This is a genomic window from Nocardioides ultimimeridianus, assembly GCF_054777895.1.
In genome coordinates, this window is sequence record NZ_BAAHAB010000006.1 from 95,434 (window position 1) to 109,936 (window position 14,503).

Annotated in this window: 16 protein-coding genes; 13 read left to right on the top strand and 3 right to left on the bottom strand. The window is 69.4% G+C overall.

The annotated features are described in order from the left end of the window. Positions 1-457: 457 nt before the first annotated feature. The 11 genes from ACYU8V_RS06790 to ACYU8V_RS06840 all read left to right on the top strand — a co-directional run bounded on the left by ACYU8V_RS06790 (position 458) and on the right by ACYU8V_RS06840 (position 9,920). Complete coding sequence (locus ACYU8V_RS06790) at positions 458-856, top strand: hypothetical protein (RefSeq protein WP_460846123.1); 399 nt, start codon at positions 458-460, stop codon at positions 854-856. After that, a complete protein-coding gene (locus tag ACYU8V_RS06795; protein ID WP_460846125.1) occupies positions 853-2,343 on the top strand; it encodes an ATP-binding protein in 1,491 nt (496 codons plus the stop codon). The genes ACYU8V_RS06790 and ACYU8V_RS06795 overlap by 4 nt, the downstream gene beginning before the upstream one ends. 76 nt (positions 2,344-2,419) lie before the next feature. Then, a complete protein-coding gene (locus ACYU8V_RS06800) occupies positions 2,420-3,496 on the top strand; it encodes an ArdC-like ssDNA-binding domain-containing protein (protein ID WP_460846128.1) in 1,077 nt (358 codons plus the stop codon). Beyond that, on the top strand, positions 3,493-3,966 hold the full coding sequence (locus tag ACYU8V_RS06805; RefSeq protein WP_460846129.1) for a hypothetical protein: 474 nt from the start codon (positions 3,493-3,495) through the stop codon (positions 3,964-3,966). Before ACYU8V_RS06800 ends, ACYU8V_RS06805 begins: the two co-directional genes overlap by 4 nt. Beyond that, on the top strand, positions 3,963-5,672 hold the full coding sequence (locus ACYU8V_RS06810; RefSeq protein WP_460846131.1) for a type IV secretory system conjugative DNA transfer family protein: 1,710 nt from the start codon (positions 3,963-3,965) through the stop codon (positions 5,670-5,672). The genes ACYU8V_RS06805 and ACYU8V_RS06810 overlap by 4 nt, the downstream gene beginning before the upstream one ends. 81 nt (positions 5,673-5,753) lie before the next feature. Beyond that, positions 5,754-6,179 carry a single-stranded DNA-binding protein gene (locus ACYU8V_RS06815; RefSeq protein WP_460846133.1) on the top strand — a complete coding sequence of 142 codons (426 nt, stop codon included), beginning with the start codon at positions 5,754-5,756 and terminating at the stop codon, positions 6,177-6,179. A 14-nt stretch (positions 6,180-6,193) separates the two neighbouring features. Continuing rightward, on the top strand, positions 6,194-6,700 hold the full coding sequence (locus ACYU8V_RS06820) for a hypothetical protein (RefSeq protein WP_460846134.1): 507 nt from the start codon (positions 6,194-6,196) through the stop codon (positions 6,698-6,700). Between the two features lie 118 nt (positions 6,701-6,818). Then, complete coding sequence (locus tag ACYU8V_RS06825) at positions 6,819-7,118, top strand: hypothetical protein (protein WP_460846135.1); 300 nt, start codon at positions 6,819-6,821, stop codon at positions 7,116-7,118. Next, positions 7,118-8,437 (top strand): hypothetical protein, encoded by a 1,320-nt coding sequence (locus tag ACYU8V_RS06830; protein WP_460846136.1) that lies wholly within the window; start codon positions 7,118-7,120, stop codon positions 8,435-8,437. The genes ACYU8V_RS06825 and ACYU8V_RS06830 overlap by 1 nt, the downstream gene beginning before the upstream one ends. Next, the gene (locus ACYU8V_RS06835) at positions 8,421-8,660 is read left to right on the top strand and encodes a helix-turn-helix domain-containing protein (protein WP_460846137.1); all 240 of its coding nucleotides are present in this window, start codon (positions 8,421-8,423) and stop codon (positions 8,658-8,660) included. The genes ACYU8V_RS06830 and ACYU8V_RS06835 overlap by 17 nt, the downstream gene beginning before the upstream one ends. Positions 8,661-8,687: 27 nt before the next feature. Beyond that, complete coding sequence (locus ACYU8V_RS06840; RefSeq protein ID WP_460846138.1) at positions 8,688-9,920, top strand: tyrosine-type recombinase/integrase; 1,233 nt, start codon at positions 8,688-8,690, stop codon at positions 9,918-9,920. Between the two features lie 56 nt (positions 9,921-9,976). Here the strand turns inward: ACYU8V_RS06840 and lpdA are convergent, their stop codons facing one another. Further along, the gene (lpdA, locus tag ACYU8V_RS06845) at positions 9,977-11,377 is read right to left on the bottom strand and encodes a dihydrolipoyl dehydrogenase (protein WP_460846139.1); all 1,401 of its coding nucleotides are present in this window, start codon (positions 11,375-11,377) and stop codon (positions 9,977-9,979) included. 57 nt (positions 11,378-11,434) lie between these two features. Here lpdA and ACYU8V_RS06850 point away from each other — a divergent pair, with 57 nt between their 5' ends. After that, positions 11,435-11,887: a gamma-glutamylcyclotransferase gene (locus tag ACYU8V_RS06850; protein WP_460846140.1), complete on the top strand. Its 453-nt coding sequence runs from the start codon at positions 11,435-11,437 to the stop codon at positions 11,885-11,887. Positions 11,888-11,896: 9 nt separating this feature from the next. After that, positions 11,897-12,694, top strand: coding sequence for a purine-nucleoside phosphorylase (locus ACYU8V_RS06855; protein WP_460846141.1), 798 nt, complete (start codon positions 11,897-11,899; stop codon positions 12,692-12,694). On the opposite strand, the gene ACYU8V_RS06860 is transcribed toward ACYU8V_RS06855, so the two are convergent. Together ACYU8V_RS06860 and ACYU8V_RS06865 are read right to left on the bottom strand one after the other, a co-directional pair. Beyond that, positions 12,669-13,115 (bottom strand): SRPBCC family protein, encoded by a 447-nt coding sequence (locus tag ACYU8V_RS06860; protein ID WP_460846143.1) that lies wholly within the window; start codon positions 13,113-13,115, stop codon positions 12,669-12,671. The two genes, ACYU8V_RS06855 and ACYU8V_RS06860, sit on opposite strands and share 26 nt — an antisense overlap. An 18-nt stretch (positions 13,116-13,133) precedes the next feature. Continuing rightward, positions 13,134-14,503 (bottom strand): TolB family protein (locus ACYU8V_RS06865; RefSeq protein ID WP_460846145.1); only part of this gene is annotated, 1,370 nt, incomplete at its 5' end.

The following is a 14,503-nucleotide window of genomic DNA, read 5'->3' on the forward strand; positions in this document are numbered from 1 at the left end:
CCGTACGTCTTGGCGTACTGGACATGCACCTGAGCCATGGTCGCACCGCTTACGTCCCCGTACGTACAGAACGACGCCTCGAGGCGCCCGTTCGTAAGTTGGTCCTCCCCGGTGCCCTGGTATGTGCCGGCCGTACACGTGGTCGTCACACCGGCGAATGCGGAATCCGGCATGAGCGCCAACAACGCGCCGGCGGCGATGATCGAGACAACAAGGGAAATACAGCGTCGGAGCATCAGGTGGACCTCTCGAACGTCCGCAAGACGAACACGGAACCAAGCAATGGTGGCGGGCCCCACCATCACGCACTGAGGGTGACCAGTCAAGCAAGTTGCGGGAAAGACCTGCTGACAGCCCAAACCCATAGTTTGGATCGGCTGGCGCTTCGCGGCCCGTCAACACGGCGTCGCACCATGCGCACCTCCTTGATGAGCACTCATTCATCGAGGAGACGACGATGCCCACCTTGCACGACCCGGTCGCCGACGCGGCCGAAGTCCGCGAGTCCGTACGTGGACTCGCGCACGCGACGAGAAGCATCCAGGACCCGACGGCCATCTACGACGTCATCGGCTCCCTAAGCTCGTCTCTGGCGTCGATGGCACAGGTCCTGCAACAGCTCGGCGCGACCCACGACCGCATGCCCACTACTGGAACCCAGGCCCCGATCGGCAAGCACGGCCGGGCGACGGCGTACCAGGTCTCGTGGGAGCTGCATCGCGCAGCAGAGACGGTCAATCAGGTCGCGGCGACCGTCGACCGGGCGCATCAGCTCGAAGCCGCGATCACCTACGACGTCCACCTTCCGGTCGCGCCGCTGGCAGCCGCACGGCGAGAATCGGGTCCGTCCTTATGACCGATCAGTACGGCGAGCGACGGCTCCATTCGAGTGTGCTCGTCTCCCCCGGGCGAGAACGACGCCGCGATCGAAAGATACGCAAGGCGGCCGCCCGTGCGTTGATCGCTGTGGACCGCGGGGCGCGCCGGGCCGCCGCGAGGCAGAAGGCCCAGGAACTTTCGGCCGAGCGGCGAGCCGCCATCACTCTGCCGCGCGCGGGTGAGCCCGGGCCGGCCGCGTTGCGTACACCCGGCCGGTTCAAACTGCCCCGCCACCAGGACACCTCGGCCACCCTCGCGGGCGCCTACCCTTTCCTCGCCGAGGGCGGTCTCGGAGCCGAGGGCGTGTTCGTCGGCCAGGACCTCTACTCCGGCTCGTCGTTCGTCTACGACCCCTGGGTCCTGTACGCCCGCGGCCTGATCACTGCGCCAAATCTCGTGCTCGCGGGGATCGTCGGCGCAGGGAAGTCTGCGCTGGCCAAGAGCCTCTACACCCGGTCCATCCCGTTCGGTCGGCGCGTCTACGTTCCGGGCGACCCCAAGGGCGAGCACACTGCCGTCGCCGAGGCCGTCGGCGGGAAAGCGATCGCGCTCGGGCACGGCATGCCCAACCGGCTCAACCCGCTCGACGAAGGGCATCGGCCTGCGGGGCTCGACGATGCCCAGTGGACCAGCCAGGTCATTGCCCGACGCCGCGACCTGATCGGTGCCCTCGCCGAGACCGTCCTCGACCGGCCCTTGAGTCCCCTCGAGCACAGCGCGGTCGACCTGGCTCTCGACCGGACGGTCCGCGGCTCCGACGTACCCGTCCTCCCGATGGTCGTCGGCCGGCTCCTGGCACCCGATCCCGTTGACGATCACGACGGGCGGCTCACCGAAGACGGACGCCTCGTCGGCCACGCGCTTCGGCGCCTCGTTGCCGGCGACCTCGCCGGCCTCTTCGACGGGCCCTCGACCGTCGACTTCGACCCGAGCCTGCCGATGATTTCCCTCGACCTGTCCCGTGTCACCGAGAACGCCACTCTCATCTCGGTCCTGATGACGTGCGCGTCGGCGTGGATGGAATCCGCGCTGATGGACCCGGCAGGCGGACCACGGTGGGTCGTGTACGACGAGGCCTGGCGACTCATGTCCCACCCCGCACTGCTGCGGCGGATGGATGCCCATTGGCGCCTCGCGCGGCACTACGGGATCGCGAACATGTTGATCTTCCACAAGCTCTCCGACCTCGACACCGTCGGAGACTCCGGCTCCGCCATCCGTGCCCTTGCGTCCTCGCTGCTCGCGAACGCCGAGACCCGGATCGTCTACCGCCAGGAGTCCGACCAGCTCGGACCCACGTCTGCGGCGCTCGGTCTGACCGGCACGGAGCAGGCGCTGATACCCACGCTGGGAACCGGGCAGGGGATGTGGCGGATCAAGAACCGGTCGTTCGTCGTCCAGCACCAGATGCACCCGGCCGAGCTTGAGCTCTTCGACACCTCCGCTCGCGCGTCCGGCCGGTGATCAATCTGCCTGCCATCGTCGGTCGCGGGACCACCGGTGCGTACCTCATCGGTGTCATCGTCCGAAGGAGGTAGCAATGTACGCGGCGGCATCCGCGCGTGACGCGAAGCTCGAAGCCTTGCACGCCCAACTCACCAGCGCCGTGGAGGCGCTGGTCTCCGGAGAGGACTGGAAGCGAGCGCTGACCTTCGCAGCGCGGTTCCGCTCGCGGAGCTTCAACAACACGATACTGATCTGGTGCCAGCACGCAGCGGCGTATGGCGAAGGTCGCGTGCCCGAGCCGACGCCAACGTACGTCGCTGGCTTCCATCAGTGGCTCAGCCTCGAGCGGCACGTCGAGAAAGGACAGCGCGGGTACGGCATCCTCGCCCCCGTCACGGCCAGGTTCGCCTCACCGAACCCGGCCGACGCCGCTTGGTGGCACCGACTCGGCCGCAGCGAGAAGCCGGCTCCCGGCGAGGTTGTGCGGTCGAAACTCATCGGCCTCAAACCCACCCACGTCTGGGACATCTCCCAGACCACCGGCGCCCCGGTCGCCGATCTCCCTCGCCCGGCACTGCTCCGAGGCGAGGCCCCCGCGGGGCTCTGGGACGGTCTCGCCGACCAGATCACTGCCGCACGGTTCGAGCTGCGACTCGTGTCGTCCGCGGCCGCGCTCGGCGGAGCGAACGGGATCACCGACTTCGGTTCACGCGAGGTCTCGATCCGTGTCGACATGGACGACGCGGCTCAGGTCAAGACACTGGCCCACGAGCTCGGACACGTCCTTCTTCATCGGCCGCCAGACAACGAGCTCTCCACCGGACTCTCCGGCGAACTCGCTGCCGACGCGACCCTGCATCGTGGCGTGGCGGAGGTCGAGGCGGAGTCCGTCGCCCTCATGGTGGGCGCCGCCCACGGCCTCGACACCTCGTCCTACACGGTCCCCTACGTCTCCACCTGGGCCGCGAGCGTGCCAGGCCAGACCCCGGTCGAGGTCGTCCAGTCAACCGCCGAACGCGTCCGTAAGACAGCGCTCGGCGTCCTGGACAAGCTCGGCACCCCGAAAATCGGCAACGGCAACCCACCCGGACTTGACCGCGAGGCGCTCAGCCACCCGAGGAGGCCGGCCAGCAATGGTCTTCAGCGTCCAGAGGCGGTGCTCGGACTGTGAAGATCCCGGTCGTCCTCAGCGCCCTTCAGGTGCAGATCGACACCGAGGGCGTCGTGTCGATCAACCTCGACGGGCAGCCGTATGCGACCGACCGCCACCTCAGCCGTGCCGATCTCCCAGCCGTGCTCGACGAGATCACCACCGACCTCGACACGGCAGTCCGGGTCGAGATTCTTGAAGCAGACGGCGCGACGTACGCCGACATCGCCACTCCCCCGGCACCTCCGGCATCCGCAGCCCCATCAGCCGAAGAACCCACAGCCACGGCGTGGCCGCATGTGCTCGCCGGCGCCGGATTCGACCCTGGCGAGGAAGTGGCACTCGCGTATGTGGTCACCCGGCAGCCAGCCGACTCCGACGGTCGTGCCTCCATCAACCTCCCACCGGCCGTCCTGGCCGCTTCACACGGGAGTCTGGTCATGCTGGGCCTCACCTCCCAGAAGGTCGCTGCGGTCGAGGCCCCGGTATGACCGGCGGCGTACGCCGCATCGACGACGACCTGGTCAACGTCGCGCTGATCGGCATCGGCACCGCGTTCGTGCTCGCCGCGACGCTGCGCGGTGCCGGAAGCGTCACCACGCGGTTGACCGGCGCGCCCCAGCCACGCTCGGGCCTCGCGGCCGGGCTGCGGGTCCTCGTCCATCCGGCTGATCCAGGTGCGGCGCTCGCCGCACCTCGCATGTCCGCCGTCGTCTACTGGGCTGTCGTGGCTGCGCTCATGACGGTGATCGGCGGCCTCGCCCACATCGGGTGGCGCCTGGTCCAACGGGTTCGACACCGTGCCGCGCACGATCCGCACCGGATCGTCGGGATCGCCACGCGCGCCGACATCACTCCGGTCGCCTCGAAGCGGGCGCTCGTACGTCGCGGGCGCACCCTGCGTCCATCGCTGACAAACCCCTCCGCCGGCGATGTCGGCTACTTGCTCGGCCGGTCCTGCGGGCAAGAGATCTGGGCATCGGTGGAGGACTCGATCCTCATCGTCGGCCCGCCTCGCTCCGGCAAGGGGTTGCATCTGGTCATCAACGCCATCCTCGACGCCCCCGGCTCGGTCGTCACCACCTCGACTCGGCCCGACAACATCACCGCCACCCTCGCCGCGCGTGCGGCACGCGGTCCGGTCGCCGTCTTCGATCCACAGCGGCTTGCCGCCGAACTCAACCTTCCCTCAGGCAGGCGCTGGTCACTCGTGCGGGGTTGCAACGACCCGCTGACCGCGATGATCCGCGCCAACGGCCTCGCCGCATCGACTGGCCTGTCCTCGGGCGGCGTGGAATCGGGCGGCTTCTGGGAGGGCAAGACCCGCTCAGCGCTCCAAGCCCTGCTCCACGCCGCAGCCCTGGAGAAGCTGACCACCAGGACCCTGTTCGAGTGGTCACTCGCCCCCGCAGCAGCAACCGACGCCGTCGGCATCCTGTCCAGCCACCCAGAAGCCGCGAAGGGCTGGAGCGACTCATTGGACTCGATGATCAACTCCGACCCCCGCACGCGTGACTCCATCTGGATGGCCGTCGCCGAGGCCCTCTCCTGCCTCGCGGACCCCCGCGTCCTCGACGCCGTCAGCCCCACGCCCGAAGACGAGTTCGACCCACGCACCTTCCTGACCAACAACGGCACGCTCTTCCTGCTGTCGACCGGCGCGGGAGCGGGCGCGTCATGGTCGCTCGTCGCCGCACTCATCGAGGACCTCGCAGAGACCGCCCGCCACCTCGCCGCCGCATCACCCGGCGCACGCCTTGACCCGCCGCTACTGCTGGCCCTCGACGAGATCGGCAACCTCGCCCCGCTCCCCTCACTCCCCGTATTGATGGCCGAAGGAGGCGGCACCGGCATCACCACCATGCCCGTCCTCCAGTCGCTCTCCCAAGCAAGAGACCGGTGGAGCAGCCACGCAGCCAGCGCCATCTGGGACGCCTCCATCGTCAAGGTCATCCTCGGCGGGGCCTCCGCCTCCCGCGACCTCCAAGAACTCTCCGTCTTGATCGGCGAACGGGATGAACGCTCCGACAGCACCACCACCGGCGACTACGGCTCCCGATCCGTCCAGCGCTCCACCCGAAGGGTTCCGATCCTCCCTCCCGAGAAGATCCGCACCCTGCCCTTCGGCACCGGACTCGCCCTGCTGCGCAGCGCACCCCCGATCGTGACAACGCTGCGGCCCTGGACCGACCGCTGAAGCTCCCGTCTTGGCACACATCGCGCACCTGACTACGAGAGCGGATCCGACCGAGAAGCCGCCGCGACGACAGGAGTCCCGATGTCCATCCCCACCCAGATGAGCCTGGTCGGGTTCGTCGCCTCAGCACCGGAACTGCACTTCACCAGCAAGGGCAAGGAGTGCTGTCGCCTCCGCGTCGGCGTGGAGCAGTGGCGCAAGGAGGTCGACGGCGAGTTCACCAAGCTCGACCCGACCTTCCATGACATGGTCGCGTTCGAGAGCACCGCCCGGGAGACCTTCGCCAGGTTCCGCAAGGGCGACTGCTTCGTCGCCAGCGGTTACGTCCACGAGTTCGAGGTCGAGCGCGCCGGTCAGGCGAGCGTGATCCGAGAAGAGTTCGTCGCTCGCAAGATCGGGCACAACGCCAACAAGACGGCGTACGAGGTCCAGCGCCGCCGGCTCGCCCCAGCGACCGTCCCGGCTCCGCCGACGCAGGAGCCGCCCAGCGCCGCCATCGGATTCTGAACCGGAGCCGCGTCATGGATGACGAGGCGACGTTCGGTACCGACCGTGAACTGCCGCCCGGGCCGATCAACTGGAACCTGCTCGACGCACCGACCGCGGCCATCGAATGGCGCGATCTCGACATGTTCGTGACCTGGCTGAAGAACACCTTCGGCCTCCCGCCCGCGGTCCTTCCGCCCTATTGGCACCGACACGACGAGCTGATCTGGGAGCTGTCGGCACTTCACACGCATTTCCTGGCCTGCTATGACGAGACCGCGTCGCCGTCTGCGCCGATCTCGTGGATGCGGGACTTCGCCGACACCCGGCACCGGCTTCGCGAATGGGTCGCCCAATGCGGGACCAGGCTCGATCGGGACCGGCCGACGCGGCAGACAATCTGGCCTGGGGAACCTTCGCCGGCTTCGGCAGCCGAGGTCGAGATCCGCGACCGGGTCGCTGACTTCGAAGAGTTCGTGCGAGCCGACGTGCTGCGCCGCGCGCGCATCGAAGAGATGGCACGCCAGCAGCTCGTCAGCTGACCACTTCGTCCCCATACGCCGCGCACGCATGCTCCGATCCACACCTTCGGCCACGCCGGCGCCCTTCAACGTCCCCCTGATTCACCGTCGAGACAACCACTTCGGAAGGAGGCGAGGTATGGATCTGGCCCACGCGCAGACTCTCGTCCAAGCGCGCTCGTACATCGCAGCGTTGGCAGACAACGCGCGTTCGGTCGAAGCCTCCTCCGCCTATGAGCTCCTGCTCATCGAGCTCGACCGGCTCCACGGTGACGAGTCTCCGGCGCTGTGCACCGACGGGCTCACGACGAGTCGCGACGTCCTGTTCGCGGTCGCCACCTCTGCTGTCGAGGAGCTGCGGAGCTACGGACTCGACGCCCTCGACATCGAGCTCCTCCTCGCGCGCCTCGACGAGGCACACGACCTGGACCAGCCGTGATGTACGGCGAGACCGGCGACCGCATGCGGACCGAGCTGGCCGCACTACTCCGCCAACATCGGGTCCAATATCGCCTGGACTCGGGCGGGAGTCGGCCTCCGGCCGAACGAGAGGCGGCCGGCCGCCTCATTCTCCGCTATCGCCACACCGTTCTTGCCTGGTGCGCCCAAGCGGTGATGGCCGCGAAACCGCTGGTGTTCAGCTCAGCGTTACCCGCCCCCGCGAACCCGTTCCGAGCGTCGAACGAGGCTGGGGCCGCCGTCTCCGAACTCGCTCGCGCGCTTCACGTCGCACGCGACGCTTCCACCGCAGGCAACGCCACACTGGAACTGCTCAGCAGACCCAGTGACAACGCCGTCGTCGAGCTCTGGCGTGGTGCGGCGAGCGCCGCCGCGTTGGCCGAGCACGACACGAACGGCCTCGCGGGCGCGACCCTGACCGCTGCTCAGGCCGAAGCACTCGTCGGCGACGTCGCGGCCGTCACCCAGGCCTTGGTGATGCTCGATCACCGATACGCCAACACGCCCGGCTGGGAGAGGCTGGCTGACCGCAGCCGCCTCGGATGGGCCGCTCTCGCGACTGCCCTCGACGTCAGCCTGGGCCAACCCGACTACAGCGTCGACCGGGCCGGCTGGCGACCGCGCACCAAGGTCCTACGCGGACCGGTACGACCCGGCGTACTTGGCGTGCTCCAGGCCGAGCACAACCTTCTCGTGCACCTGCGGTCCTTCCCCAACGCCGTGAATCTGCGTTTGATCGTCGACTCCCAGCGACAGGTCTCGCACTCCCTCGCACCGCTCGCCGAACGGGTAAGCGGCGACTTCGCCGCACGGTGGATCGCCCGCGGCGCGACGTACGCCGTCATCCAGCAGCAGTTGCGCAACGTCGGCGGTCGCCTCGGTCACGGTGGCCCCGCCGTCGGCGAGGCGGCGAACGCGACCGCACGGCTTCGGGCGCTCAGCCCGGACACGATCATCGAGCCGCGGGTCCTCGCTGGCTTCCAGACGCTGTTCGACCTGATCGACGACCGAGTTGCCGACATCGTCGAGGACGGAATCGACCGCGGCGTCTTCGTCGAACGCATCAAGGTCGCACAGGTCGGAGCCGACACCAGGCGCCTGATCTTCCCGACCGGGGAGAAGTTCGTCCCGGTCAGCCGAGCATCCGACCTCGACGTCGTCCGGACTCTCCGAGAGCGACTTCGGCCATCTCCCGACCCAAGCTTCGCGTCCCCCAGAGAGAGCCGCGCCGACCTCCACACAGCGATCCTGCACCGCCCATCGAACCGAGGAGCTAACCGCGATGTCCACCGTCTCTAACGCCAAGCCGGGCGCATCCGGCACTCGACGAGATCACACGCGCCTGCTGTCGGTCGAGGAGGTGGCCGAGTACCTCGCGATCCCTGTCGCGACGCTCTACCAGTGGCGGCACAAGGGCTGCGGTCCCGCCGCCTACCGCGTCGGTCGGCACCTCCGCTACGAGCCGGCCGCGGTCGACGCATGGCTCCAGCAACACCTCGATGTCCGCAGCGGCCCACAGTGAACGCCGCGATCCAGGACGAGGACTGAGATGGCCAGCATCAGCAAACGTGTCGTCGTCACGAAGGCGAAGGACGGAAGGCGGCGGGAGAGCGCACGCTACGACGTGAACTACCGCGAGCCAGACGGCCGGCAGCGCAGGAAGACGTTCCTCAAGCGGGTCGACGCCGACGCGTTCGCCAGAACCGTCGAGGCCGACAAGCTGCGTGGCACCTACCTCGATCTGGATGCCGGTAAGGAGACGTTCGGTGCCTTCGCCGATCGCTGGATCGTCCACACGTCGAAAGACCCGCAGACTTTCGGGATTCGCGAGCGCATGCTCCGGCTCCACATCAAGCCGGAGATCGGCAAGGTCGAGCTTCGCAAGATCAACGGCTCCACACTTCGTGCTCTCATCGCGTCGCTGAAGGTCGCGGACAAGTACGCGGCCGACATCTTCGGGTTGGTCTCATCGATCCTGACCGCTGCCGTGGACGACAAGCTGATCGCGAGCAACCCGGCCAAGGACGCGTCCGTTCGCAGGCAGAAGCCGCGGCCCCCGAAGCGCAAGGTGATCCCGTGGCCGGACGCATGGATCGAGAAGATGCACACGGCCATCCAGGACCGGTACAAGATCACCGTCACGCTGGGCGCCGGCCTCGGCCTGCGCCAGGGCGAGATCTTCGGCCTCGCGGTCGAGGACATCGATCTGGTCAACGACCTCGTGCGGGTACGGCGGCAGGTCAAGCTGGTGGGCAAGCGGCTCACGTTCGCACCGCCAAAGGCACGTAAGGACGACGATGCCCCGCGCGAGATCCCGCTGCCGATGGATGTTCGAGACGAACTCGAATCGCATTTGCGCACGTTTCCCGCGAAAGCGGTCACGTTGCCGTGGCGTGATCCCGCGGACGGCATCCCGGTCACGGTCCACCTCATCGTCACCAACCGGAACGACGCCGCTGCCAGCCGCCTGGTCTTCAACCCGCGCACCTGGAGTACCGCCCGGCGACGCGCCGGGCTCAAGATCGGCGGCGAGATCGAGACGGGTATGCACGGGCTGAGGCACTGGTACGCGTCCACTCTGCTCGCGGGTGGAGCTTCTCCCGTCGAGGTATCGGCGTACCTCGGGCACTCGGATGTGGGTTTCACCCTGCGGACCTACGGCCACCTCATGCCGTCGAGTGCGGAGCGAGCTCGCGAGGCGATCGCTACCGCTATGTCGAACATTCGGAAGGCAGCGAAAGATGCCGGAAGTGGCGAGGCCGCCGATGACCGCGTTACATGAGCGGTACATCGGCGGCCTCTCAGCCACCGTTTGCGCAGGTCAGTGACCGGAAGGCACTACAGGTTGATCATGTGCCCCGCGATGCCGTGGATGGCCTCCTTGACGGCCTCCGACAGCGTCGGGTGGGCGAAGACGTTGCGACCGACCTCGTCCGCGGTGAGGTCCCACTTCTGGGCCAGCGTCAGCACCGGGAGCAGCTCGGTGGCGTCGGGGCCGATCATGTGCGCGCCGATGATCTCGTTGTGCTCGGCGTCGGCCACGATCTTGACGAACCCGACGGCCTCGCCCAGACCCATCGCCTTGCCGTTCGCGGTGAAGGGGAAGGTGGCCGTCTTGACGTCGTACCCCTTGTCCTTGGCCTGCTGCTCGCTGTAGCCGAAGGAGCCGATCTGAGGGTTGCAGTACGTCGCGCGCGGGACGAAGTCGTACTCGACGGGCATGGTCTCGGCGCCGGCGATCGTCTCGGCCGCCACGATGCCCATCGCCTCGGCGACGTGGGCGAGCATCATCTTGCCGGTGCAGTCGCCGATGGCGTAGACGCCCTCGACGTTGGTGCGGCAGTACTCGTCGATAGCGATCGCGCCGCGCTCGGTGAGCTCGACCCCCGTCTTGTCGAGGCCGTAGCCGTCGATGCGCGGCGCGAAGCCGAAGGCCGCGAGGAACTTGTCGGCCTCCAGCACCTGCTCCTCGCCGCCGGCGGCCGGGGCGATGCGGACCTTGACGCCGGAACCGGTGTCCTCGACGCCCTTGACGGCGGTCGAGGTGAGCACCTTGACGCCGAGCTTCTTGTAGTGGCGCGCGAGCTCCTTGGAGACGTCGGCGTCCTCGGTGGGGACCATCCGGTCGAGGAACTCGACGATGGTCACGTCCACACCGAAGTTCGTCAGGATGTAGGCGAACTCGACACCGATCGCACCCGAGCCGCCGATGATGATGCTGCGCGGAGGCGTGTCATCGAGGATCTGCTCCTCGTAGGTCACGATGTTCTGGCCGTTGGGCTCGACGCCCGGGACGCTGCGCACCGTCGCGCCGGTGGCGATGATCAGGTCGTCGCAGGTGTACTCGGCGGAGGAGCCGTCGTTGAGCTCGACCGAGACGGTCTTCGGCCCGGTCAGCGTGCCCCAGCCGTCGATCTCGGTGATCTTGTTCTTCTTCATCAGGAAGTGGACGCCCTTGACGATGCCGGCGCTCACCTGGCGGGAGCGCGCGTGCGTCGGGCCGTAGGACATCGTGGCGTCGCCCTCGATGCCGAACTTGGCCTTCTCGTGGGTCAGCGTGTGGGCGAGCTCGGCGTTCTTCAGCAGTGCCTTGGACGGGATGCAGCCGACGTTGAGGCACACACCGCCCCAGTACTTCTTCTCGATGACGGCGACGGACTTGCCGAGCTGGGCCGCGCGGATGGCGGCGACGTACCCACCAGGGCCGGCGCCGAGAACGAGGACATCGAAGTGGGTCACGGTGCCAGCGTAGTGGCGCCGCCGCAGGCGTGGCCAAGCGCACTAACCTGTGCACTTGTGACCGCCTACGCCGCCTACGGGACGAACCTCGATCCCGCTCGGATGGGCGAGCGCTGTCCGCACTCCCCGCTGCAGACCACGGGGTGGCTCACCGGGTGGCGGCTGACCTTCGGCGGCGAGGAGCACGGCTGGGACGGCGCCCTCGCGACGATCGTCCCGGACGTGCTGGAGCAGGTCTTCGTCGCCGTGTACGACGTCAGCCCGCTCGACGTCGCCTCGCTGGACCAGTGGGAGTCGGCCGACTCCGGGCTGTACCGCAAGACCAAGGTGCGCATCTCCACGATGGTCGGCGAGATCGTGGCGTGGACCTACGTGCTGGACGCCTACGAGGGCGGGCTGCCGTCGGCGTCGTACCTGGGGGTGCTGGCGAACGCCGCCGAGGCCGCGGACGCGCCTGTCGACTATGTCGCCGCGCTCCGCAATCGCTCCTGCCGGTCCACGGGGCTCTAGGGTCGATCCGTGACCTCGCCGTACGACGCCGCCAGCGAAGCCGCCGCCCGCCTGGGCGAGCTGACCGGAGCCCCTCGCCACGACATCGCGCTCGTGCTCGGGTCGGGCTGGCTGCCGGCCGCCGACATGCTCGGTGAGGCGGCAGCCGAGATCGACGTGACCGACCTGCCCGGCTTCAGCGGTGCCGCCGTCGCCGGGCACTCCGGGAAGCTCCGCTCCATCCTGCTGCCGTCAGGAACCCGGCTGCTGGTCTTCCTCAGCCGGACCCACTACTACGAGGGCAAGGGCGTCGCCGCTGTCGTGCACGGCGTCCGCACCGCCGCCGCGGCCGGCTGCCGCGCGATCGTCCTCACCAACGGCTGCGGCGGTCTGAAGCCGACCTGGACCCCGGGCACGCCGGTCCTGATCAGCGACCACATCAACCTCACCGGCCGTTCCCCCATCGAGGGCGCGAACTTCGTCGACCTCACCGACCTCTACTCCTCACGCCTGCGCGACCTGTGCCGCACCGTCGACGCGTCGCTGGACGAGGGCGTCTACGTGCAGTTCCCCGGCCCGCACTACGAGACCCCGGCCGAGGTCCGGATGGCCGGGATCCTCGGAGGCCACCTGGTCGGCATGTCCACCACCCTCGAGGCGATCGCGGCGCGCGAGGCCGGCATGGAGGTCCTCGGGCTCTCGCTGGTCACCAACCTCGCCGCCGGCATCTCCGACCAGCCCCTGGACCACGCCGAGGTGCTCGAGGCCGGCCGCGCGGCGGCCACCCGGATGGGCGACCTGCTCAGCCGGGTCGTGCCGCTGATCTGAGCCTGTCTCGCAGCCCCGCCTCGCAGCCCCGCATCATGCGGTGGTGGTTCCAGGTCAGGAGCGGACGGGCGACGTACGACGCCAGCGCGAGGAACCCGCCCACGCCGACCTGCTGCTCGAAGTGCATCCGAGTGCCGCCGGGCTCCTCGGCCAGGTGCCAGCGCACCCAGCCGTCGAGGTCCCCGGCCACGGCCACCTCGAGCACCGGGGGCTGCTGGCTCACCGACTCCAGCACCAGGTCGAGGTCGTAGGGCAGCGCCGAGCGGCAGATCACCCGTGCCGTCCTCGGGCCCAGCGACGCGACAGCGCGCACCTGCGGCCACCACTCCGGGTAGTGCTCGAGGTCGAGGACCGTCTCCGCGACCGCGGCCAGCGGGGCCGGGATCGTCCAGTCCGCCGTGAAGGAGTACGTCGCTCGCACGCGCCCATCATGCCGGGGTCAGCGGCTGCCCCACGCCGGGGCGTCAGCGCCGGTGGCGAGGCCCTCGGGCAGGACCGCGTAGGCGTCGAGGTCACCGAACGGTGCCACGGCGAGCCGCGCGACGCCGCCGGTGATGACGCTGAAGGCGACCTGGGTGCCGTCCGGCGACCACGCCGGGTGCCCGACGTTCGTGAGGCTCGGCCCGACCTCGTAGGGCTCGCCGCCGTCCTGGATCGCCCACACCGTGCCGTAGTCGATGCCGTGGCGGGCGTTGAACGCCGCGTTCGGCCCGGTCGCACGCAGGAAGAGCAGGGTGCCGCTCTCGGCGGAGTAGTCCGGGTGCGAGTCCCAGCCGGCCGAGCCGTCGGTCAGGTCCGTGGTCGAGCGGGTGCTCACGTCGTACCGGACCAGGTGCTCGGGGTAGCCCTGGCCGGCCGTGCCGATGGCGGTGTAGACGAACGCGTCGGCGGAGACCCAGGTCGGGGCGCCCTTGACCAGGGCGCCGGCCACCGGGGCGGCGAGGCGCTCGAGGCCGGACCCGTCGGCGTTCGCGAGGTAGAGCCCGCGCGGTGACTGGTCCGAGGCCGTGCACCACAGCGCGATCCGGGTGCCGTCCAGGCTGTAGCCCGGGCGCGTCGCGGAGGCGCAGTCGCTGTCGGCGCCGAAGAGCGCGCGCGTGGAGCCGCTGGCCAGGTCGAGCAGCTCGGGCGTCCAGGCGAGCGTGGCGCCCTCGTGCATGAAGATCACCGAGCGGCGGTCCGGGGAGATGGTCGGCAGCAGGTCGCCGGGCCCTCGGGTGAGCGCCTGCTCGGCGCCCGTCACCGAGTCCACCGAGTACAGGCTGCCGTTCTGGGACATCACCAGGTCCCCGTCGGGGAGGGCGCCGGTGGCCGCGACGGCCGAGACCGTCGTCGTGGCGGTCGCGGTGGCGGTCGCCGTGGCGGTGTGGGTGACGACGGTCGTCGCGTGCGTGCTCGGCGCGGTCGACGCGGCCGGGCTGCCGTGCCGGTTCACCGCGATCGCGGCCACCACGCCGATCGCGGTGGCGAGCGCCAGGGCGAGCGCGATCAGGGCGATGAGCAGCGACGACCGGCGGCGCGGCTCGGGGTGCGCGACCGGGGCCGGGACCGAGGTCGGCACAGCGTACGCCGGCGGCGGAGGGGGCGGATAGCCGCCGGCCGACCGCGTGGGGGCGCCCGGGATCGGGCGGGTCGGGGTGCCTGGGGCGCCCGTGGTCGGCGCTGCGGGCGCGAGGGTCGGCGCCGCGCCGCGTCGTACCGTGTCCGAGGGCCGCGCCGACTCCGGCATCCGCGGGATCGCCCGCAGTGCGACCGGGTCGAGGGCGCCGGTGGCCCGGGCGAGGACCGCGACCACCCAGGTCGCGTTGC